The organism is Paraburkholderia ribeironis, from assembly GCF_900019265.1.
In the GTDB taxonomy this organism is placed as follows: domain Bacteria; phylum Pseudomonadota; class Gammaproteobacteria; order Burkholderiales; family Burkholderiaceae; genus Paraburkholderia; species Paraburkholderia ribeironis.
Map to the genome: position 1 here is coordinate 1 of NZ_CYGX02000105.1, position 22,092 is coordinate 22,092.

General features: G+C 62.2%; 20 protein-coding genes and 2 pseudogenes. 5 read left to right on the top strand and 17 right to left on the bottom strand.

The window, feature by feature from the left end; translation table 11 throughout:
- The first annotated feature begins 337 nt into the window (after window positions 1-337).
- Window positions 338-808, top strand: coding sequence for a hypothetical protein (locus BN2475_RS34440; RefSeq protein ID WP_094783108.1), 471 nt, complete (start codon window positions 338-340; stop codon window positions 806-808).
- Here the strand turns inward: BN2475_RS34440 and BN2475_RS34445 are convergent.
- From BN2475_RS34445 to BN2475_RS30520, 12 genes and pseudogenes are all read right to left on the bottom strand, one after another.
- Window positions 805-942 (bottom strand): hypothetical protein, encoded by a 138-nt coding sequence (locus tag BN2475_RS34445; protein WP_159444634.1) that lies wholly within the window; start codon window positions 940-942, stop codon window positions 805-807. The two genes, BN2475_RS34440 and BN2475_RS34445, sit on opposite strands and share 4 nt — an antisense overlap.
- Before the next feature lie 137 nt (window positions 943-1,079).
- Window positions 1,080-1,584, bottom strand: a pseudogene (locus tag BN2475_RS30465) (DUF1697 domain-containing protein).
- A gap of 493 nt (window positions 1,585-2,077) precedes the next feature.
- Complete coding sequence (locus BN2475_RS30475; RefSeq protein ID WP_094783110.1) at window positions 2,078-2,665, bottom strand: type VI secretion system amidase effector protein Tae4; 588 nt, start codon at window positions 2,663-2,665, stop codon at window positions 2,078-2,080.
- Between the two features lie 3 nt (window positions 2,666-2,668).
- Window positions 2,669-3,220 carry a PAAR domain-containing protein gene (locus BN2475_RS30480; RefSeq protein WP_094783111.1) on the bottom strand — a complete coding sequence of 184 codons (552 nt, stop codon included), beginning with the start codon at window positions 3,218-3,220 and terminating at the stop codon, window positions 2,669-2,671.
- 488 nt (window positions 3,221-3,708) lie between these two features.
- Window positions 3,709-4,632 carry a DUF72 domain-containing protein gene (locus BN2475_RS30485; protein WP_094783130.1) on the bottom strand — a complete coding sequence of 308 codons (924 nt, stop codon included), beginning with the start codon at window positions 4,630-4,632 and terminating at the stop codon, window positions 3,709-3,711.
- 513 nt (window positions 4,633-5,145) lie between these two features.
- Window positions 5,146-5,949 (bottom strand): 4-hydroxy-2-oxoheptanedioate aldolase, encoded by an 804-nt coding sequence (gene hpaI / locus BN2475_RS30490; protein ID WP_094783112.1) that lies wholly within the window; start codon window positions 5,947-5,949, stop codon window positions 5,146-5,148.
- 10 nt (window positions 5,950-5,959) lie between these two features.
- Window positions 5,960-6,763: a 2-oxo-hept-4-ene-1,7-dioate hydratase gene (gene hpaH / locus BN2475_RS30495; protein ID WP_094783113.1), complete on the bottom strand. Its 804-nt coding sequence runs from the start codon at window positions 6,761-6,763 to the stop codon at window positions 5,960-5,962.
- Window positions 6,764-6,845: 82 nt separating this feature from the next.
- The gene (locus BN2475_RS30500) at window positions 6,846-7,244 is read right to left on the bottom strand and encodes a 5-carboxymethyl-2-hydroxymuconate Delta-isomerase (RefSeq protein WP_094783114.1); all 399 of its coding nucleotides are present in this window, start codon (window positions 7,242-7,244) and stop codon (window positions 6,846-6,848) included.
- A 17-nt stretch (window positions 7,245-7,261) separates the two neighbouring features.
- The gene (hpaD, locus tag BN2475_RS30505; RefSeq protein WP_094783131.1) at window positions 7,262-8,125 is read right to left on the bottom strand and encodes a 3,4-dihydroxyphenylacetate 2,3-dioxygenase; all 864 of its coding nucleotides are present in this window, start codon (window positions 8,123-8,125) and stop codon (window positions 7,262-7,264) included.
- Window positions 8,126-8,198: 73 nt separating this feature from the next.
- Window positions 8,199-9,656 (bottom strand): 5-carboxymethyl-2-hydroxymuconate semialdehyde dehydrogenase, encoded by a 1,458-nt coding sequence (hpaE, locus tag BN2475_RS30510; protein ID WP_094783115.1) that lies wholly within the window; start codon window positions 9,654-9,656, stop codon window positions 8,199-8,201.
- A gap of 29 nt (window positions 9,657-9,685) precedes the next feature.
- Window positions 9,686-10,444, bottom strand: coding sequence for a fumarylacetoacetate hydrolase family protein (locus BN2475_RS30515; protein WP_094783116.1), 759 nt, complete (start codon window positions 10,442-10,444; stop codon window positions 9,686-9,688).
- Window positions 10,441-11,214, bottom strand: a complete 774-nt coding sequence (locus BN2475_RS30520) for a fumarylacetoacetate hydrolase family protein (protein ID WP_094783117.1) — start codon at window positions 11,212-11,214, stop codon at window positions 10,441-10,443. The genes BN2475_RS30515 and BN2475_RS30520 overlap by 4 nt, the downstream gene beginning before the upstream one ends.
- Window positions 11,215-11,410: 196 nt before the next feature.
- On the opposite strand from BN2475_RS30520, the gene hpaR reads away from it, so the two are divergent.
- Complete coding sequence (gene hpaR / locus BN2475_RS30525) at window positions 11,411-11,818, top strand: homoprotocatechuate degradation operon regulator HpaR (protein ID WP_094783132.1); 408 nt, start codon at window positions 11,411-11,413, stop codon at window positions 11,816-11,818.
- A 26-nt stretch (window positions 11,819-11,844) separates the two neighbouring features.
- On the opposite strand, the gene BN2475_RS30530 is transcribed toward hpaR, so the two are convergent.
- From BN2475_RS30530 to BN2475_RS30540, 3 genes are all read right to left on the bottom strand, one after another.
- Window positions 11,845-12,981 carry a DSD1 family PLP-dependent enzyme gene (locus BN2475_RS30530; protein ID WP_094783133.1) on the bottom strand — a complete coding sequence of 379 codons (1,137 nt, stop codon included), beginning with the start codon at window positions 12,979-12,981 and terminating at the stop codon, window positions 11,845-11,847.
- Between the two features lie 15 nt (window positions 12,982-12,996).
- Window positions 12,997-13,665, bottom strand: a complete 669-nt coding sequence (locus BN2475_RS30535) for an HAD family hydrolase (RefSeq protein ID WP_094783118.1) — start codon at window positions 13,663-13,665, stop codon at window positions 12,997-12,999.
- Window positions 13,666-13,786: 121 nt separating this feature from the next.
- The gene (locus BN2475_RS30540) at window positions 13,787-14,692 is read right to left on the bottom strand and encodes a LysR family transcriptional regulator (protein ID WP_094783119.1); all 906 of its coding nucleotides are present in this window, start codon (window positions 14,690-14,692) and stop codon (window positions 13,787-13,789) included.
- A 282-nt stretch (window positions 14,693-14,974) separates the two neighbouring features.
- Here BN2475_RS30540 and BN2475_RS30545 point away from each other — a divergent pair, with 282 nt between their 5' ends.
- The gene (locus tag BN2475_RS30545; RefSeq protein WP_245841697.1) at window positions 14,975-16,111 is read left to right on the top strand and encodes a hypothetical protein; all 1,137 of its coding nucleotides are present in this window, start codon (window positions 14,975-14,977) and stop codon (window positions 16,109-16,111) included.
- 125 nt (window positions 16,112-16,236) lie between these two features.
- On the opposite strand, the gene BN2475_RS30550 is transcribed toward BN2475_RS30545, so the two are convergent.
- A complete protein-coding gene (locus BN2475_RS30550; RefSeq protein WP_094783120.1) occupies window positions 16,237-17,304 on the bottom strand; it encodes a Gfo/Idh/MocA family protein in 1,068 nt (355 codons plus the stop codon).
- A gap of 40 nt (window positions 17,305-17,344) precedes the next feature.
- Window positions 17,345-18,752, bottom strand: a pseudogene (locus BN2475_RS30555) (MFS transporter).
- 406 nt (window positions 18,753-19,158) lie between these two features.
- Between BN2475_RS30555 and BN2475_RS30560 the strand changes: the two are divergent.
- Window positions 19,159-20,115 carry a LysR family transcriptional regulator gene (locus tag BN2475_RS30560; RefSeq protein WP_094783121.1) on the top strand — a complete coding sequence of 319 codons (957 nt, stop codon included), beginning with the start codon at window positions 19,159-19,161 and terminating at the stop codon, window positions 20,113-20,115.
- 391 nt (window positions 20,116-20,506) lie between these two features.
- Window positions 20,507-22,030, top strand: a complete 1,524-nt coding sequence (locus BN2475_RS30565) for a CoA-acylating methylmalonate-semialdehyde dehydrogenase (RefSeq protein ID WP_094783122.1) — start codon at window positions 20,507-20,509, stop codon at window positions 22,028-22,030.
- The last annotated feature ends 62 nt before the right edge of the window (window positions 22,031-22,092 follow it).

A 22,092-nucleotide genomic window follows, 5' to 3' on the forward strand; every position in this document is an offset into this window, starting at 1 on the left:
GCCCGTTTACGCGGCCAATTCACCGAGTTCAGCTTCGAGTCGCTTCGTCATCCGGAAAATTCGACGCCCTCTCGGCTGCAACTCGGTCAGTTGGTCCATTAATCAGCGCTTCCCTAATTCAATTCTTCAATAAAAAATTCGCCGCGGCCCTCAAGTTTCGCGAAAACATGCCGAATAGGAGTGGCGTAGTTCTGTCAGGTGGCCTGGCGCCGTGCAAGCTCGCGCTCCGCTTTGGCTCGACACGCGGATCGTGCGAAGCGGTTCGATATCCGGGCGTAGTGCGGGCTGCGGCGCAATAGCCGCCTGGCGGGCAATCCATAGAGAGAGGAGTGTGCTGATGCAGATCACTGGGGCGACGAACGTCGCAGCGTGGCAAACCACCGGCAGTGACTCGGCTTCGTCGGCGTCGTCGACATCGTCCGCGTCGGGTTCCACTGCGACGTCGTCCGACTCGCAGTCCGGCACGACGACCACTGCGTCGGCGTCGTCGGCTGCATCGGGCAGCGGCGGCACCGGTTCGACTACCAGCGCGCAAAAAGCTGGCGGGGGAGGTGGAGGCGGCGGTGGCGGCAGTAGCTCGAGCGGCAGTTCGAGCAGCACCGATGTCGAGATACAACAACTCGAACAGTTGATCAGGACGCTGAAGGCGCAACTCGCGTCTTTACAGGCGCAAGCGTCGCGAGCGCAAGGCTCGCAAGCGGGCGGGAGCGCGGCCTCCGCGGACGTATCGTCTGCGAGCGGCTCGGCTGGCAGCGGCCAGGCTGGTCACGCCGACGCTGCCGCGCAAGCGTCGACCAACGAAGCCTAGGCCAGCGAACAGGCGGCGCGCGCAAGCAGCTTGCAAGGCCAGGTATCGACGATCAACGCGGCAATCGAGACCGCGACTGCAGAACTCGTGCAGTTGATGCTCGCCTCGGGTACGACGACCGGGATGATTAGCACTCAGGCTTGACGCGGAAAGATCGACGCGTCTGATGACTCAGCGCCGATGGCGCGCTTCGATCCGGTTGTTTGGCGCGAGCGGCACGGTGGTTTTCGATAGCCGGCTGACGATCGCAGACCTGCCCGGGGTCGGCGACCTATTCCATCGCCCATTCGACGAGCTTCGCCACCGTGTTCATATTGCGAGCCGTGCCAGTCTTTGCCGCCGGGATCTTCAGCTTCGAGTGAGCCATCCCGTTGCCGTAGTGCACGTAGATTTCCCGCGTTCCGAGTGCCATCTCTTCTTCCTGCTGGCCGCTCGCGTGAGCCAGGGTGTCGGCGGGGGGCGGTTCATCGAGGAAGATGGCGACGGTCCGGTTCGGCGCGGGTGAACGGATTGCCAGCGAGAACCGCGGCCAGCTCCGCTGCGGTGCGGATCAGAACGCCCACTGGTTTGCCCGCATAGGTCGCGAGGCAACGCTCCAGACGAGTCTTCACAGCCGCTTCACCGAGTTTGCTGTCGAAGACGACATTGCCGCTTGCGATATAGGTGCGCACATTCGTGCAGCCAATGGACTCGCACATGCTCCGCAGTTCGGACATGGGGAGTTTGCCGGTGCCGCCGACATTCACGGCGCGCAGGAAAGCGACGTATCGAGTCATCGCGCGATTCTAACCTCATCTGGATGGCGGCGGCTTCGTGATTGACGCTGCTTGATCTGCCAAGGAGTAGTGCTGGTCAAGTTACGTGCGATTCAATCAACTACTGATCGTGTTCCGTCAATCAACTGCGTCGCTGCCCAGAATCGCCATCAGCGTGCGCGCATTGCGTTGCCCCTGATCCTCGAAGCAATTGGTCTATATGCTAAGAACTGTTACCTCCAACCTTGCTTAAGTGTCGTTCTTTTCCGGCTGTTTTATTAGTTCTGTTTGCGTCTCGCGCTGTCTGTGTAGCCGAGATATCCGCCCATAATTGAGGCAATGGCCGTTAATGCAAACCAGAAGATAAAAAACGCGTGTTCTGCCGTGCGGGAAGCATCGAACAAACTTCCTTTGCCATGCAGGACGAAAACACCGCACAGATACAGACCAAGCCACGCGAGGACAGTAGCAGAGACTGCCCCTAACGTGATACCAACGACGACCCTTGTAAGTTTCATTTCACAGGAAAGAACAGAATCGTTTTTGATTTCCGGAAGTCTGACCAGATACCGGGGATCACAATATTCCAGCTCACTCTCAGGCCCGTGCCCATGCCCGTCAATTTCTCGCCGTTCCATAGATCAATGTGACCGCCGCTTATACTGCCGGATGATTCGCCATCGCGTGCCCAATAGCCGTCAAACATGATGATGCCGGTGCGACCTTTGACCCGGGATACCCAGTCAGTCCCAGTCGTATTCTCAGGCTTGCCGATGCCGGCGATAGGCTGTAGCTTCAGCCACTCACCAAGCTCGTTGGCCCGCGTAGCCGTGACTTTCCCGTCGAGAAGGATACGCCCGATGCTCGGCTGGTCCCTTGGTGGCTTGATCAGTTTTGATGAAAACGACTTCATCTCAATGCCGACATGATGGAAGGTCACGCTCATGCGAATCGCACACTGGTCGGGGTAGTCCGGATTGTCATAAGGATCGCGTGATGGGTAGTTTTCCCATAGCTCCTGGAACGTCACGGCACTTAACTGAACCTGCTTGATGGAGTTTGGCGTCGGATTGGTTTTGACTACGGTTTTTCTGTTCGGCACTATTCAAACCCCAAACTCTTTTGCGAGGGCTTCGTCGCCCCAATACACGGTGTACTCGTCGGCGCCCGCTCCGGTAGCAATGCGAGGTAATCTCCCGTTCGCATCGATCCGCCCCGACTCGATGCAGCCGTCTGCGGTTTCAATGTAGTACGGGTAGCCCGCGAGCGTCGCTTCCGCCGCGGCGGCGCATACCTGTTCGTCATACACTGAAACCGTTGTCGATGACGCGCCCGCCGTAGTTGCTGCACTGGTAGATACGCTATCCGGCCGGCCATCGTCGCATTGGAGAAAGATGCCGGGATTGTTGCCGACTATCACGCGATTCCGCTTGCAAGGGCAAAGCACAAGATCGTATTCGACTACGACAACGCGTCTTTTCTCGGACATTCCCTCCCCGGTCCCAAATATCTTGAACGTGCCGTTACAGTTGCCGCAGGTCGCTTCGTCTCCACTCAGTGCAACTTTTTTGCCGTCGTCATGAATCGTCGACGAATAGGCAATCACAAATCCGCCCGTCGTGGTCGGGTCGCCATGTCGTATCACCGCCTTACGCATGTGTGTCACCGTCGCTCATGGCGTCAATCTGTTCAGGCCACCCGTATAAGGGATTCGAAAAGACAGGGAATACCTTTGCGTTCGCGTACCTTGATTCCGAATGTAACGAGTCGATAGTCGCGATCACGTATTCAGTAGTACTGTTTGACATTTAGTTATCCGTCCGTTGCGCCGAGCTTTGACGAGTCAGGCTACACAGGGTGCAGTGTCCTTGAACATCGGATGAATCTGAACGAAGGCGGATTTGACATTGTTTGTCATTGAATATGAGCATTGGCTCAGATGCAAATGGTCTTTCTGCGGCGCGAAATATCGCTCATTGCGAGCGAATGCGTGCAGACGTTCTGGTGTCCGCATCGCCAATGAGGTTTTGATTGTGGCAAGCGCTTCAAGAGGGCGCGTACCTCACTGTGTTTCGATTTCTTTGTGACGAATCAATCCTGCTGGCAGTCGAGCAACAGGCGTTCGTCAAGAACCCGCCCGTACGCTTACGCTGACGCCGGCATGGTCGCCGCGCCGCCCAGCAGACGCATCAGCGTGCGCGCATTGCGTTGCCCCTGATCCTCGAAACAATTATTGAAAATCACATGCGTGCGGCCGGCGCGCGTCGCGATTGCGCGGATTGGGACGGCCAGTTCGCGCAGTTCCGAGTCGTCGTAGTCGAAGCGCTCGGCGGCACCTGCCGCGCCCGTCGGATTCCATGTCTGCGCATTGCGCCCATGCAAACGCACCATCGCGAGTGCGGGATGAGTGGCTTCCCATACGGTGTGCACGCGGTTGGTCACGTTCGACGGGGCGTCGACGATCACGTGTACGAGGCTGCGTTCACGCATGAAATCGAGCGTCCACGCCGCGTGCTGTTCGTCGAACCACGATTGATTGCGAAACTCCGCGGCCATCAGGTAGTCCGCCATCCGAAGCCGGCATTCTTCGACGAGCGCGAGCCCGTCCGGTGCGCGCGTGATCCATGGCGCGAACTGGAACAGCACCGCGCCGAGACGGCCAGTCGCGCGCAGCGGTTCGAGCGTTTCGCGATAGCGCCGCCACAATTCGTCGAGGATGTCGGCTGGCATATCCCGGTAGTACACGTTCTTCTTGCGCGGACCGGTGAGACCGTCAGGCAGTGCCGTCGCGATGTCTTTGGGCAGCGCGTCGGGCGACGTCTGATGCCCCGTGAAAAGGCGAAACGCCTTGAAGTTGAACGTGAAGTCTTCGGGCGTGCGCTCGGTCCATAACTGCGAATTGCTTGCCGACGGAATTGCATAGTAGGCCGAATCAACTTCGACCAGCGGGAACTGCGACGCATAGAAGCGCAGACGGGCTTCGGCGCTGCTGCTGCCGCGCGGGTAAAAGCGCTTGCATGCAATCAGCGTTTTGTCGGTCCAGCCCGCGGTGCCGCATCGAATGTCCATTGGCGTAGTCGTCGGCTTATGTGGCGCCCACCGGCGGGACGCGGCTTGGGTGTGATCGGGCCATTGCGCGAGTTCGCGGTGCAATTGCACGATGTCGACCGGTTTGCCAGGCATTAGCGCTTAACGGATGGGCCACGTACCATCGTGCGCACGCCCCGAAGGAAGTCCCCTTGGGGGACCGCAAAATCACTTCAGGCGGATAGTGAAGCCGCTTCAGGACCTTGGCCAGGTTCGCGGAAAGCGTAGTTCGCCGTGTCTTGGTCCGCTTCATCGGACAGCTCAAAAATTTTGCTGCCCAATTTTAACCCGGCCTCTTCCTGCAACAGAACCGCTCTTTCAGCGAAGGCTGTTAGAAGCTCGCGTTGCCGCCCGCGTGATGAAATGCGATCAAGCGCAGGCGGGCATTCGGCGCATGGGTTTGCAGGCCGATCCAAGGCGAACGCGATGGCCGCGCCGCAACGGGTGCAGGCTCGGGCGAAGCGCTTGTATTCCCACGCTGGCGAGTGGGTTCGTTCAGTATCCGCCCTTGACCTGTGCCGCCACCGTCGTGGTTTTCTTGTACGACGCCGCCAGATCCGCCGCCGCGCGGCTCAGCAAGCCTGTATCCGTGCCGACTGCCACGAAGGCCGCGCCCGCCGCGAGATAGTCGGCGGCAATCGCGGGATCGGGGGCCAGCACGCCCGCCGCTTTGCCCGCGTTGCGCACGGTCGCGATGCCGTGGCGAATCGCTTCGCGCACGCTTGCGTCGCCGGGCTTGCCGAGCAGGCCCATCGACGCACTCAGGTCCGCCGGCCCGAAGAACACGCCGTCGACGCCTTCCACGCCTGCAATCGCCGCGAGATTGTCCATCGCCTGCACGCTTTCCACCTGCACCAGCACGCACAGTTCGTCGGCCGCCGCATTCAGGTAGTCGGGGATCCGGTTCCAGCGCGAAGCGCGCGCCAACGCACTGCCCACACCGCGCACGCCCTGCGGCGGATAACGCGTGGCCGCCACCGCGTCGGCGGCCTGGTCGGCCGTGTCGATCATCGGCAACAGCAGGGTTTGCGCGCCGATGTCGAGCAACTGCTTGATCAACGCGGTGTCGCTGCGCACCGGCCGCACCACCGGATGCGACGCATACGCGGCTACCGCCTGCAATTGCGACAGCGTGCTGCGCACGTCGTTAGGCGCGTGCTCGTTGTCGATCAGCAGCCAATCGAAACCCGCGGTGGCCAGCAACTCGGTCACGTAGGCATCGGCGAGCGCGGCCCACAGGCCGAATTGCGGCGTGCCTTCAGCGAGCGCGCGTTTGAAGGTGTTGTGCGGTACAGACATGTCGATCCACTCAGATGAAGTTCAAACCAATGCCGCCGAGCGGACCATAGTCGACGTGGAACGTGTCGCCTGCGTGCGCCGGGATTGGGCTCGTGAAGGAGCCGCTCAGGATCACGTCGTTCGCGTTGAGCATTTCGTCGTACGGCGCGATCTTGTTGGCGAGCCAGGCCACGCCCGTTGCAGGGTGATTCAACACCGCGGCTGCCAGTCCGCTTTCCTCGACGACGCCGTTCTTGTAGAGCAACGCGCCAACCCAGCGCAGATCGACATCCAGCGGACGCACCGGACGCCCGCCGAGCACGATGCCCGCGTTCGCGGCGAAGTCCGAGATCGTGTCGTAGACCTTGCGCGGCGCTTTGGTCTCGCGGTCGAACTGTTCGATGCGCGCGTCGATGATCTCCACGGCGGGCGTTACGTAAGCGGTGGCGTCCAGTACATCGAACAGCGTGACGCCCGGGCCCTTCAGCGGTTTGCTGAGCACGAACGCCAGCTCCACTTCGACGCGCGGCGCGATAAAGCGGTCCGCGCGAATGTCCTGCCCGTTTTCGATGAACATGCTGTCGAGCAGCGGCGCGTAGTCGGGTTCCTCGATCTGCGACGAGCGCTGCATCGCGCGTGAGGTCAAGCCGATTTTGCGACCCTTGATGACGTGACCTTCGGCGAGCTTGAGCCTGACCCATTCGCGTTGAATCGCGTAACCGTCCTGCACGGTCATCTGCGGATACTGGGCCGAGAAGTGACGCAATGGCGTGCGCGTTTTCTCCGCGCGGTCGAGTTGCGCCGCGAGATCGCGGATAGTCTGTTCGTCTAGCATGATGGATTCTCGATGAGCCGCTGCGGGCTCGGATAGCAGAGGTCGGCCGAGGTGAGCAGAAATCAATCGAGGTCAGCAGATCTCAGCCTTTGAGCCGTGCGTGCAGATTGTTGTGCTTCCATGTGCCGGCTTCGCTGAATTCGTTGATCTCCAGCGACAACGCCAGACCTTGCCGTTCGAATTCAGTCGCGAAGTGTTGCTTGATCAGCGCAAACAGCGCGTCGCCGGTGGCCGTTTTTATGCTGTCGGAGCGGCCCGCGGCGATCTTCAGATTCGCGTGCAGGAACGCGGTGTCGGGGCGGCCGTCGGCGATGCAGTAGTGGTCGCAGCGCAATGCGCGCACGCGGATGCCGCCAAGCGGATAAACCCGTTGCCCGTTCTCGCGTTGCGCGTCGAGGCACTGTGCGAGCGCGATGCATAGTTGGCCGATTTTTTCCTCACCGGCGAGATTGGCGCTGTATTCAAGTGTGAGATGCGGCACGTTGATCTCCTCAAAACTCAGGCAGGCAGCGGCGTCACCGGAAAGATCGCATTGATCTGGCCGGTGCCCGAACTGCCGAAGTACGGCGTGATGACTTCCACCTTGCCGTCGTAGCGATCCCAACCGAGTGCGCCGAGCAGCATCGCGGTGTCGTGCATGCCGCCTTCGCCCCAGCATTTTTCGTTGTACAGCGGCAGCATCTCGCAGAAGGTCGTCCAGTCGCCCGCTTCCCACAACTCGACCACGCTGCGGTCCATGCGTTCGAGAAACGGGCTCCACACCTTGTGCATGAATTGCTCGGCCGTACCGTTGTTGGCGAAGTGATGACTGAGCGAGCCGCTCGCCAGAATCGCGACAGTGCCGTCGTAACGTTCCTCGATCGCCTTGCGTACCGCGAGACCGAAGCGCGCACTGGTTTCGAGCTCGTGCCACATGCACCAGCCCGCCACCGACACTGCCTTGAAATGCTGATCGCTATTCATATAGCGCAGCGGCACCAGCGTGCCGTACTCGAGGCCGAGCGTGGTCTCGCTGTGCGCACGACTTTTCACGCCCATTTCGTTGGCGACTTCCGCGATCAGGTTGCCGAGTCCGACATTGCCCGGAAACGAGTACGGCATGTTCTTGATGAAATGCGGCAGCTCATTGCTCGTGTACACACCTTCGAACTTCGGCGCGCAATTGATGTGGTACTCGCTATTCACGAGCCAATGGACGTCGAACACGACGATCGTATCCACGCCCAGCTCGCGGCAACGCCGGCCGATTTCATGATGGCCGTCGATCGCGGGCTGACGGCAACCTTTATGCGGACCGTCGAGTTCGGACAGATACAACGACGGCACGTGAGTCACTTTTGCTGCCAACGCGAGCTTGCCCATTGCGGCCTCCTCTTCTGTGTATGGCGCGACGCACGCTGCATTCGCGCACACCGTTTCGAAACGTCGCTGCGCGTCAGGCACCCCAGCGCGGGATAGGATGCGAGCCGAGCGACACGCAGACATTCTTGGGTTCGAGGAACACTTCATAGCTCCACGTGCCGCCTTCGCGACCCACGCCAGACGCCTTGGTGCCGCCGAACGGCTGGCGCAGGTCGCGCACGTTCTGACTGTTGACGAAGCACATGCCGGCTTCGACGGCGGCGGCAACGCGATGCGCGCGGCCCGTGTTTTCGGTCCAGATGTAGCTCGACAGGCCGTAGGAGATGTCGTTGGCGAGTCTGATCGCGTCGGCTTCGTCGTCGAACGGAATCAGGCACGCGACCGGGCCGAAGATTTCTTCCTGCGCGATACGCATGCGGTTATCGACGTCGACGAACACCGTCGGCATGACGAAGTTGCCTTTGCGCATGGCGTCGGGCAAATCAGGTGTGTCGAGGCCGCCGCACGCGAGCGTCGCGCCTTCTTTCGGACCCAGCTCGATATAGCTGCGCACCTTCGCCAGATGCCCCTGGCTGATCATCGGGCCGACAATGGTGGTGTCGGCAAGGGGATCGCCCACCGCCAAACGCTTCGCACGCTCGATGAACCGCTCGGCAAAGCGCGCGTAAATCGAACTTTGCACCAGAATGCGCGAACCCGCCGTGCAGCGTTCGCCGTTGTTCGAGAAGATCATGAACACGGCGGCGTCGAGCGCGCGTTCGAAGTCGGCGTCGTCGAAAATCACGAACGGCGACTTGCCGCCGAGCTCCATCGAAAACTTTTTCAGCCCGGCGGTTTGCACGATGCAATTGCCGGTTGCGGTCGACCCCGTAAACGACACCGCATGCACGTCGGGATGCGCGACCAGTGGCTCGCCGGCTTCCTTGCCAAAGCCGTGCACGACGTTCAGTACGCCCGCCGGAATGCCGGCTTCGAGTGCGAGCTGGCCGAGCATCGACGCCGTGAGCGGCGACAGTTCGCTCATCTTCAGCACGGCGGTGTTGCCGAAAGCGAGGCAGGGCGCGACTTTCCACGTGGCGGTCATGAATGGCACGTTCCATGGCGAAATGAGCGCACAGACGCCGACCGGATGAAACAGCGTGTAGTTCAGATGCGTGTCGGTGGGATAGGTATGGCCGTCGACGCGCGTGCACATCTCGGCAAAGTAGCTGAAGTTGTCGGCGGCGCGCGGCACGAGTTGCTTGCGCGTTTGCGAAATCGTCTGGCCGGTGTCTTTTGTTTCGGTTTCCGAAATTTCAGGGACGTTCTTCGCGATCAGCTCGCCGAGCTTGCGGACCAGCTTTGCGCGTTCCGTGGCGGGTTTGGCGGCCCAGGCGGGAAACGCGTCTTTCGCCGCGCGCACGGCGGCGTTGGCTTCCTTCGCACCGCCTCGCGCCACTTCCGCAAGCACCTCCTGGGTGGCCGGATTGACGGTTTCGAAATAGTCTTGCGCGGCGCACGCCTGACCGCCGATCAGATGGTCGATTCGCATTGCGTTGTCCTTTTTCCTTTCACTGTTCGTCAGGCGCGACCGAAGTCCGCGTCGGAGCCAATCGTATTGGCGAGGCGGCCGAGGCCGTCGATTTCGCAGATCACTTCGTCACCCACATTCACGTTGACGATGCCTTCCGGCGTGCCGGTCAGGATCACGTCGCCGGCCGCGAGCGTCATGAAACCGCTCAGATATTCGATCAGCGCGGGGATGTCGGTGACGAGATCGCGCGTGTTGCCGTGCTGCTGGCGCGTGCCGTTCACGAAAGTACGCAACGCCAGTTGCGTGACGTCGGCGATATCGGCGGCGTCGACGAACCACGGGCCGAGCACGGTGCCGCCATCGCGATTCTTGACGCGCAGGTTGGGACGATAGTAATTCTCGAGGTAGTCGCGGATCGCGTAGTCGTTGGCGATCATGTAGCCGGCCACATGCTGCATCGCGTTTTCACGCTTGACGTGCTGCGCAGTCCGACCGATCACGACCGCCAGTTCGCACTCGTAGTGCATGAAGGTGGCGTCGGCGGGGCGGCGCGTGACGCCGCGATGACCGAGCACCGTGCCCGGTCCCTTGAGAAAGACGAGCGGCTCTTCCTGCCTGCTGAACTGCAGTTCTCTGGCGTGCTCGGCGTAGTTCAGGCCGAGCGCGACGATCGTGCCGACTTCGACGGGCGCGAGCCAGACCACCTCATCCTCGCGACGCACGCGGCCGTCGGCGAGGCGCACGCCATCGACGTGCGGATAGGCTTCGTGAATCGCGCCTGCATATGCAACACGGCCGCGCATCATGACGGTTCTCCTGCATGTTCATCCACGCCGACGAACGACACCACGAGCGGTGGCAGATTGCCGATCGATAGCGTGGCGATGTCGCCGATGTGCGCGACGGGCGAACCATGACGCACGCCCAGCGTAATCACGTCGCCCGCGCTGAGCGTCATGAAATCGGTGACGTCGGCGAGCAGTTGCGCCACGTTGCGTACCGACGACGCGGTGCTCGCGGTGAAGGTCGGTTGACCGTTGAGCGCAACCTCGATGTCGAGATTGTCCGGCGTTGCAACATGACGCGCTGCGACCACGGCTGGCCCGATCACACAGAAACCGTCGCGTGCACGCAGGCGCACCGAGGGCCGATATACGCTGGCGTGCGGCACGCTGAGATCGGCGACCAGCGTGTAGCCGGCGATATGATCGGACGCGCGATCCGCGCTGACCCGCGTTGCAGTGCGGCCGATCACGATACCCAGCGATGCGCCGACCTCCACCCCCGCTGTGTCGTCCGGCACGACGACTCGTGCGCGATGTCCGGCGAGCGTATTGCGCGGTTTCAGATAGAGGATCGGTGCTTGCGGCGGCGCCTTATACGGCGCGGCATGCAGTGCATCACCCAACGCGTCCAACGTAGCACGGTCGTTCAGCAGGGTGCCATAAACTGCGCCGCTAACCGGCGCTCGACACGCAATGCCGCGTGCGAGCAGCGCGGACGTGGTGCGAGCGTCAATGTCGCGAGGCAGCGCGTCGCCTTCGGGGTGCAGCAGGTGATCGGCAAGGACAAACATGAGTGAACTGTCTCTCGGGAATATCTTGGATGTCTCGGCGAAAACACTAACATGTTAGTAGTATTGCGCTTGATATGATTCACGGTCAATAGTCTGTGGGTTGATCGCGGGTTTTCCCTTAAGCTTCGACGGCTGCTTTTTATTCCATTCCAACATGTCCGCTGCTTCCACCCGAGTTTTGCATCGCAACCTGCCGATGTTGTTGTTGCGTGCCAGAGAAAAAATGATGGAGCGGTTCCGTCCGTTGATTACCGCGCACGGACTGACCGAACAGCAATGGCGCGTGATTCGCGCGCTTGACGAGCACGGTCCGATGGAGCCGCGTCACATCTCCGATATCTGCACGATCTCGAGCCCGAGCATGGCCGGCGTGCTCGCGCGGATGGAGAGCATGGAACTCGTGACCAAGGAGCGCTTTGCGGAAGATCAGCGCCGCGTGCTGGTGTCGCTGACGGACACGAGCGTGGAGTTGGTGCGCGTGATTTCGAAGGAGCTCGAAGCGCACTATCGCGAACTGGAGCGCAAGGTGGGGCCGGAGATCGTCGAGCGCGTGTATCGCGCCGTCGACGATCTGCTGGCCGGCCTCGCGGAAGACGACGAGTGACCTGACGGCTCAGGGCGCAGTCTGCGTCACCAGCCCTGCAAGCGTCGCCACGCCGCGCTGTTGCCGTCCGGCGCGACCGCGTGATACTCGGGAAACTGCGCGCCGGTCGCGCAAGCGTGATTGGGCAGGATGCGCAGCTTCATGCCGATCGGAAAGCGCTGCGCGATGTCGTCGACGTGCGCGCCGCCTTGCACCGACGACAGAATCCCGTGCTCCTGATTGGCGCCGCTCACCACATAGTCGGGCAGCAAGGTGCCGTTCAGCAGACACGGCTGACCGTAGCCGAAGTCGTGCGATTGCTTCGACGTGCCGCGATCGCGGCTCAGCGCCATCCAGCCCGCGTCGAGAATTGCCCAGCCCTTGTCCGTCTGATGGCCGATCACGGTGGCCAGCACGCTGAGCGCGATATCGTCGAGCGCGCATACGCCGACGTTGTGCATGACCAGATCGAACAGCACGTAGACACCCGCGCGAACTTCAGTGACGCCATCGAGTTGCGCGGCGGCAAGCGCGGTCGGCGTCGAGCCGACGCTGACCGCCGGGCACGCGATGCCGGCTTCGCGTAGCCGTTGCGCCGCGCGTACGCAGCCAGCACGCTCCTGCTCCGCGAGCGCGGCGAGCGCTTGCGGAGTGTCGAGCTCGTAGCTCGACCCCGCATGGGTCATCACGCCGCCCACCTTGACACCGTTCTGATGCAGGATCCGGCCGACTTCGAGCAACGCGTCCTGTTCCGGCGTGATGCCCGAGCGATGCCCGTCGGTGTCCACTTCGATCCACACGTCGAAGGTCTCGCCATGCTGATCGCCGAATGCGGCGATCGCCGATGCAGCGGTCGGGTTGTCCACTACCAGCTTCAGATCGCAGCCCTGACGACGCAACGCCAGCGCTCTTGGCAGCTTGGACGGCGCGATGCTGACGGCGTAAAGAATGTCGTCGATGCCCGCAGCAAAGAAGGCCTCAGCTTCCTTCAGCGTCGACACCGTGATGCCGTGCGCGCCCGCGGCGAGCTGCGCGCTTACCACGTCGATGCATTTGGTGGTCTTCACGTGCGGGCGAAACGCGACGCCCAGCGTGTTCATGTGCGCCTGCATGCGCGCAATGTTCTTCTGCATCCGGGCGATGTCGATCAGCGCGGCAGGGGTTTCGATCTGTTCGAGTTTCATGTTTTCACGGGGCAATCAGATGGTTTGGGGGCGCAGGCCGAAACGGCCGAGCCATGGCAGCAACGAGTCGAGGGTCGGCGCCTCGAACTCGGGCGGCGGCGCACCGGCGACGAGCGGCAGACCGACGTGGTTGTGCCAGTATGTCCGCAAGCCGACGGCAGCGGTGCCGAACATGTCGTAGCTGGACCCCGCCACGAATGCGGCTTCATTGGCTTGCACGCCGAGCTTTTCGAGCGCGAGCCGATAGGGGCGAGCGTTAGGCTTGTAGACGCCGGCTTCCTCGGCGGTCACGATCGCGTCCCAGCGGATCGGAAAAAGGCGCGCGGCCTGGGTGCCGAGGCGAGTGGAGCAATTGGTGACGACCGCCAGCTTGCAGTGCGGTTCGAGCGCTCGCAACGCGTCCAGCGCGCCGCGCCACGGAGTCAGGTTCAGCCAGTCTGCTTCGAGTGAGCGCACGGCGGATTCCGGCAGGCCGACTTCCGCGGCGGCGTCGCGCACCAGTTGTTCGTACGCAATGTATTGGCCGCAGCCATAGGTCAGGCGCAAATAGGCTGCGCGCCATGCACGTCCCGCCTGCTCGGACCCGGCCGCGTGGTTCCATGAGGTCCATGAGTCGAGCAGGGCGGTCAGAAGATCAAACAGAACCGCCCTGGGGAAGGCAGCGGGAACGGAGGCGGAAGTCATGATCTGGCCGGCTGTGGACGGTGAGCCGATTATAAAGTTTCGCTGATGCCCCGGCGTTCAGATAATTCGATTCCTAGATTCAGTTAGACTGAATTTTCGCCTTGGCGCGTCAATTGCTCGTTCATTGCCGCCAGGGTGGCAGCGGCCTGAAGCGACTCTGCAAGTACTGCATGAAATGGCGGGTGCGCGCCGGCAGACCCGCGCGCTGATGCGTGAGCGCAATCACATTCGCATCCGGCGCTTTCCATCCCGGCAGCAAACGCACGAGTCTTCCTTTTGCGAGGTCGTCGGCCACGTCCCACTCGGAGCGCAGGATCACGCCGCGGCCTTCGCAGGCCCATTGACGGATCACGTCGCCGTCGTTGCAACTCAGGTGCGCGGGCACGCGCACGCTGCGGCGCGTGCGACCCTTGCTGAACTGCCAGAGCGAGACGTCTTCGTTGTTCTCGCGCAGCACGATGCACGGCAGCTTACTCAAATCGTCCGGCGACTCCGGCGTGCCCACACGTCTGAGCAGTGCGGGCGCCGCGCAGACGAAGCGCGCGTTCGGCGCAATCGCATAGCCGACCAGATTCGAAAGCGGCAACTCGCCGATATGCACGACGATATCGAAGCGATCCGGCGTCTGCGTCAATGGCCGGTCGGACAGCGTGAGCGAGATGTCGATATCGGGGTTCTGCTGCTGGAAGTCGGCAATCGCCGGCGCGAGGTGGCGCCGACCGAATCCCAGCGGCGCATTGATTCTCAGCGTGCCGACCAGACCGCCGCGGCGCATCTGCAAGTCTTCGAACAGCGCGTCGAACTGCTCGACGAGTTCGGCGCCACGTTCGCACAGCAGCGTGCCTTCGTCGGTGAAATGCAAACGGCGTGCGGTGCGGTTCACGAGTTGCGCGCCCAGCTTCTTCTCGAGTTGCTGCAGGCGCTGCGTGATCGCCGACGGCGACAGCCCGAGCTTGCGCGCCGCCGCGATCAGGCTGCCGCTTTCGCGCAGGGTCAACAGGAAGCGGATATCGGCCGAATCGTTCATGTCAGCGACGTGTGAGTGCGGAAGTCTGGCAGCATAATGCGTTTGGCTGCATCGTTCCATTGCCGCGCGGTGTGTCGCGGTGTTTTGCGGTGTATCGCGGTGTGTCGCCGTGTCTGTGCAGTGCCCGCGTGCATGAACGCAAATCCGCATTGCCGGGTAAAGTGCCGCTGCCGTAACGCAGCCGACAGCTCGACCCGCTAAAGTATCCGTTTTGATCGCGTGATGCGGGCAGCCGTCCGCTTTCCATGGAACCGATGTCGCTTTCTTGAGAAGGGAAGTCCAATGCCGTTGTCACAGGGGCCGTCGAATGGCCCGTCTAGCGCCGCCGACGCGCAGGCCGCCTCGAACGACCCGGCGCGCCGCCCGGGCGACGCCACGCTGAACCGCGCGCTGAAACAGGCGGTATTTCTGCACACTGGCTGGCGCAGCGCGGGGACATGGGTCTGGTCGCGCCTGCGTGAACTCGACGCGGCGACCGGTTTCTATGAACCGCTCAGCAACGTGCTCGCCGAGTTGAGCCTGGCCGATATTTCCGCGTCGCGCCCTACGCTGACCTCGGGGCATCCACCGCTCGCCGCGCCGTACTTCGACGAGTACCGGCCATTCCTTCAGCAGGGTGCGCGAGGTGTCGCCGGGTATAGCAAGCGCTTTAGCATCGATCGGTTCGCGAGCATGCCGGATGCGGAATTTCCCGCGTTACAAGCCTATTTGCGCAATCTGTGCGAGCGCACCGTCGAGCGGGGCAGCGTGCCGGTGTTCAAGTTCTGCCGTTCGTCGGGTCGGCTGCCGTGGCTGAAGCGGGCCTTTGGGCAGGCGATGCACGTCGGCGTGCTGCGCAATCCCGCGTCGCAGTTCGCGTCGGGATGGCTGCTCAGTCAGCAATGGAGTAACCCGTTTTTTGTCGCCGCGCCGTTTCGCGTGCTCGGTCTAAACCAGTCGGACCCGCTGGTCAGGCAGGCACTTGATGCGTGCGGTGTGAGTTTGCCGCCCGCGGCCTCGATGTCTGACGACGCGTATGCGCTTGCGTGCGAGCAGTATGCCCGCACCGCCGAAGGCAATAACGCATATCGCGCGTTCGTCGCGCTGTGGATTCTCAGTGCGCTGCGAGTCGCCCAGGGCGTCGATTTGCTGGTCGACATCGACCGGCTTGGGCAGTCGCGCGACTACGCTGCGGATTTGCGTGCAGGCTTCGAAGCGCAGAGCGGCTTGTCACCCGACTTCAGCAGCGCCCGTGATCTGGTCGAAGAGACGCGGCGCAGCGCGGCGCGCATTGCCGGGATCGACGGACGCTCGATGCGTGCCGTGCATTCCGCCGCGCTGAAATTCCTCAAGGTGCAAGGTGGTATCGACGCGGGTCTGGTCGACGTGGTCCGCGAGAAGCTGGTATTGGCTAATGAACTGACCGAGCAATGGCGCTGAGCGTGCCGTTTTGCGCGGGGTCGTGCCTGCCGATCATATTGTTGGTGACGGTATGCGGCATCACAAACGTTTTAATTATGGATTCCTGAAGAGTTAGTCTGCGTACCGTGCCGTTTGAGTATTTTTTAGTGGGCCGCGGCGACGGCGGGCGTCGTGTCGACGATCGATCCCGCGCTCGCGGCTTCGGCGATCGCCTCGGTAATGCGCAGATTCTGCAAGCCGTCGCGAGCGCTGACCAGCGGCTCGGCGGTGCCGCGAATGACGCGCTCGAAATGGGCGAGCTGAAGCTTGAGCGGATCGTCGCGTGTCAGCGCGGCGATACTCAGGTCGAACGGTTTCCACCACGATCGGTCCTCGGTTTTGCCATACGTTTTTAGACGCATGGTCGGCACGGAAAGCGAGCCGAACGTGCCGGCGATTACGTAGCAATCTTCGTCGGGGTACGACGGGTAGGCCTTGTTTTCCTGCGAGGTCTGCTCCCAGCTGCGCGCGCACGCCGCGGTGTCGGACAGCATGAAGCTGCCGAGCGCGCCGCTCGCGAAACGCAGATTGATCGCCACTGTGTCTTCGACCGGAAAGCCGCGCGTCGCATGCGACGACATCGCCTGCACGGCGACGATGTCGCCACACAGCATGCGCAGGTTGTGCACTTCGTGAATCATGTTCAGCAGAATGGGACCGCCGCCCGGTTTGCGTCGCCATTCGGCGTCGGAGAAGTACTGGTCCGGCTTGAAAAATACCGCGCTGCCCATCACCGCGACGAGTTTGCCGAGCCGCCCTTCGTCGATCAGTTGGCGCGCCCGCGCCATGATCGGGCTGTGCGCGCGGTGATGGCCGATCAGCAACGGCACGCCACTGCGCTCCACTTCGCCGACCAGCATTTCGGCCTGCCCGACGGTCGGCGCGATCGGCTTTTCGAGCAGTGTCGGCACACCGGCCGCGACGCAGGTCAACGCATGTTCCACATGCAACTGGTTCGGCGTCGCGAGAATCACGCCGTCCGGACGATCACGTTCGAGCAATTCGTCGAGGGTGCGATAAAGCGGCACGCGGGCCTCGGCCGCGAGCGCCGCCGCGGCCGGCGACGGGTCCACGATCGCCGACAGCATGCACGTTTCGCTGTGCTGCGCGACAGCCATGTGAGCGCGGCCGATGTAGCCCGCGCCGGCCACGGCGATCCGGATTCTGTTCATGAAACGGGTCCTTTGAAGTCGCGGCGAGATGAGGCGATGCTCAGGCAATGGCCTTTTTCGTTTCGGCCATCGTCGCGGCGCGCATCGCGTCGTAGCTGTGTTTGTCGATTGGTACCGCGTTCGGCTCGCCCAGGTCGCTCAGCTTGATGCGGAAGTTCTCACGCGCACTCCATGCAGTGACCGCCGCGATGATGGTGATGCCGAAGGTGATCGCACCGATGGTGAGCGGAATGTTGTTCGATCCGGGCGGCGCGACATACGCGAACAATGCCGGTAGCAGCGCCGTGATGGTGGTACCGATGTTCTGGCCGATCGCCATCGCGGAGACTCGCGAGCGGGTGGGGAACAGCTCCGGGTAGAAACTCGGGAAGATGGCGTTATAGCCTTGATAGATGATGCCCCACATGAGGATCGACATGACTATCGCGAACGGCACGTTGTGAATGCTGATCGCGTAGAGGTACCCGAACGACAGCAGACCCGCGCCGAGCGCGCCGACGATGATCGGCAGGCGCCGGCCGATCCGGTCGGACAGATTGCCCACGTATGGAATCACCAGGACGGCGACGATATTGCCGACCACCGGAATCCACAGATAGACGCTCTTCGAAAAGCCGATGCCGTACGACACCTGCACCGCGTACGCTGCGCCGAAGATGGTGGCGACCACGGGAATCACGTTCATCAGCGAGCAGCCGACCACGCGCAGCATATCCGCCCAGTTGTAGCGGAAGGCTTCGACGATCGGCGAGCGCGGCACCTCACGCGCTTGCGTCTTCCTTTTCGAAGGCGGGCGTTTCCTCAACCTCGCGGCGAATGATATAGCCGGCGACCAGCACGAACGCGCTGAGCAGGAACGGAATCCGCCAGCCCCATGAGTTGAACGAGTTATCGTCCATGTAGTAGGCGAGCGGCAGGAACACGGCTGCGGCGAGAATCTGGCCGGCCTGCACGCCTTGCAGCGTGAAGCTCGCGTAATAGCCGCGGCGCCCGAATGGCGCGTGTTCGAGAATCATCGAGCTCGCACCCGAGATTTCACCCGCCACCGCGAAGCCCTGGATCAGACGCAGCACTACCAGCAGCGCGGGCGCGAGTATGCCGATGTGGTGGTAGGTGGGCAGCAGGCCGACCGCCATGGTGGAGAGGCCCATCAGGAACATGCACAGCAGCAGCACGTTCTTGCGGCCGTGGGTGTCGCCCCAGTGCCCGAGCACGAGTGCGCCGATCGGCCGCGCGACGTAGCCGACGCCATAGGTTGCGAGCGACGCGACGATCGCGATCTTCGGATTGCCTGATGGAAAGAACAGCTGAGGGAAGATGAGGGCTGCCGCCTGAGCGTAGATGAAGAAATCGTAGTACTCGAGCGCCGAGCCGATCCAGCCGCTGGCCGTTGCTTTGCGAGTCTGCGAGCGACGTGCGGGCGTGTTTGCCGATGCGTTCGTTTCCATGTTGTCTCCCATGCAACGCGGTCGACCTGAGTTAGCGCCTCAGCTGTCGACCTGAGTTGGCGCTTCAGCGCTTACTCTGGTCCCATGCAAAGTACTTACTCTGGTCCCATGCAAAGCACTTACTCTGGTCCCATGCAACGTCGTTGCGAAATAGAAATATCTTCCATCAGCTCTACGGCTGACTCATTGGCGTCCTGAAACCCAAACTATGCAAGCCAGGACTTTCCGCGACGCGCTGCCGGGGCTCCGTTGCGGCGATGCCGCATCGAATGGCGGCGGCGGATCGATACCACAGGGTTAACCATTGACTGGGTCTACGGAGCATCGCGAACCGACCGCCCTCGCTTGCACGATCAATTCGCTGCGGCTAGGTTAATGTGCTTCTGCACCGACACAATGCGACCAGATGGAAAAGCAGAATGCGCTCATAGCCAGCAATGAGTCTTTTCTGCGCGATCTGCAGCTGTTCTGCAACATCGCGCGGCGGGGCAGCTTTGTCGCGGCATCGACGGAAAGGGGTCTGTCGCCTTCGCATGTGAGCAAGCGGATCGCGATGCTGGAGGCCAGTCTCGGCGTCAAGCTGTTTCAGCGCACCACGCGTCGGCTTAGCGTGACGAGCGATGGTGAGGCCGCTTTGCAGTGGGCGCAGAAAATACTCGACGATGTGCAGGGCATGGCCGACGCCTTCGCCGATCGCCGTACGCAGTTGCGCGGTCTGTTGCGAATCAGCACGAGCTTGCGGCTTGGCCGCAAACACGTGTCGCCGATTCTGACGATGCTGCGCGAGCGTCATCCGCATCTCGAGATCTGGTTGGAGCTGCTGGACCGGCGCGCGGATGTGGTCGGCGAGAACTTCGACATCGACGTTCGCGTGGGTGAAGTGCAGGAGCCGCATCTGATCGCGCACAAGATGGTGGAGAGCGTGCGGATTCTCTGCGCATCGCCGGCTTATCTCCAACGGCGCGGCGTGCCGGTCGCGCCGGACGATCTGATCCAGCACGACTGTCTGCTGTTTCGCGGCCGCGACGATCGCTTCGGCGTCTGGCGGCTGACTGGGCCAAACGGTGAAAAGAGTGTGAAGGTGACGGGCACAGTCGCGTCGAATCTCAGCGATATCGTCGTGCAGTGGGCCAAAGATGGCTACGGTATCGTGATGGTATCGATCTGGGATGTCGCCGAGAGCCTGCGTGCCGGCGAACTGGTGCGCGTGTTGCCGGACTATCAGCAGCCGGCCGATGTGTGGGCGGTGACGGCCGAGCGCCTGTCGTCGTCGGCGAGGATCCAGGTGTGCATCGGGTTCCTCAGGGAGCAGTTGACGAGTGGACCATATGCACTGGTTACGCGAGGCGTGGGCGGCTTTTGAGGCAGGCGTTTTGCGTTGCCGATGCGCGGGCCATTGTCGACGCCGTTGAATCTACAGCCGCTGGATCCACGGCCGCTGAACCTAAACCGCTGAACCTAAACCGCTGAACCTAAACCGCTGAACCCAAAACCGCTGAACCCAAAACCGCTGAACCCAAAGCCGTCTCCACTGCCACGCGCCAATACAGTTGCGAAACCAAAAACAATACAGTGAGGCGCGGTTCTACTGCGCTGTATCGGGAGTCGGAGCAACTCCGTCGATACAGTTGGCGGGTCTTGACGAAGCCAGCCGACGAGCGGCGCTCCGCTCGCGCGCTGTGTGATGTCGCTGATTTTTTTTGCCCGGCCCGGTGGCGATCCACCGCGGCCTCTCCCGTACATGAGGTAAGCACATGAATGCAGTGAACGAGCAGGCGAAGCTGTCGGTGCAGCAGTTGGGCCACTACATCGGCGGTGCGCCCGCTGCGCCGACGAGCGGCCGCTTCAAGGACGTGTTCAATCCGGCGACCGGCCAGGTGACCAGCCAGGTCGCGCTGGCATCGGTCGAAGAAGTGGATGCCGCGGTCCAGGCGGCGAAGGCCGCGTTTGCCGCGTGGAGCGAGACCGCGCCGATCAAGCGCGCGCGCATTCTGTTCAGATTCAAGGAACTGCTGAACCAGCATCACGACGAACTCGCCATGCTGATCACGCGCGAACACGGCAAGGTGTTCACGGACGCGCAAGGCGAAGTGGTGCGCGGCATTGAAGTGGTCGAGTTCGCGTGCGGCATTCCGAACCTGTTGAAGACCGATTTCACCGACCAGATCGGCGGCGGCATCGACAACTGGAATTTGCGTCAGCCGCTGGGCGTGGTCGCTGGCATCACGCCGTTCAACTTCCCGGTGATGGTGCCGATGTGGATGTTCCCGGTCGCGCTCGCATGTGGCAACACGTTCGTGCTGAAGCCGTCAGAGCGCGATCCGTCGGCGTCGCTGCGGATCGCCGAGTTGCTCAAGGAAGCCGGGTTGCCGGATGGCGTGTTCAACGTCGTGAACGGCGACAAGGTGGCCGTGGACGCACTGATCGAACACCCGGACGTCGCCGCATTGTCGTTCGTGGGCTCCACGCCGATCGCCGAATACATTCATGCGGCCGCGTCGAAGCACGGCAAGCGGGTGCAGGCGCTGGGCGGCGCGAAGAATCATCTGGTGGTGATGCCGGACGCCAACCTGGATCAGGCTGTCGATGCATTGATCGGCGCGGCCTACGGTTCGGCGGGCGAGCGCTGCATGGCGATCTCGGTGGCGGTGGCGGTCGGCAATGTGGCCGATCAACTGATCGACAGGCTGGTGCCGCGCGTCCAATCGCTCGTCATCAAGAACGGCGAACAACTCGACGCGGAGATGGGGCCGTTGGTTACCGCCGAACATAAGGCCAAGGTCGCCGCGTATATCGCGTCGGGCGAGGCGGAAGGCGCGCAACTGATCGTCGATGGCCGCGCGCATCCGGTGGCGCGCGAAGCGGGGTTCTTCATCGGCGGCACCTTGTTCGATCATGTCGGCACGCAGATGAAGATCTATCAGGAAGAGATCTTTGGCCCGGTGCTGGCGGTGGTGCGGGTGCCCGATTTCGCGAGCGCCGTCGAGCTGATCAACGCGCACGAATTCGGCAACGGCGTGTCGCTGTTCACTTCCGATGGCGGCGTCGCGCGTGCATTCGGCCGGCAGATTCAGGTGGGCATGGTCGGTATCAACGTGCCGATTCCGGTGCCGATGGCGTGGCATTCGTTCGGCGGCTGGAAGCGCTCGCTGTTCGGCGATCACCATGCTTACGGCGAAGAGGGCGTGCGCTTTTATACGCGCTACAAGAGCATCATGCAGCGCTGGCCGGACAGCATCGCGAAGGGCGCGGAATTCACGATGCCGGTGGCAAAGTAAGCCGTCGCGAAGCACCGCTGCATGCGCAGAGCCGCGCCGATTCGCTTGATTCGGACGCGGCT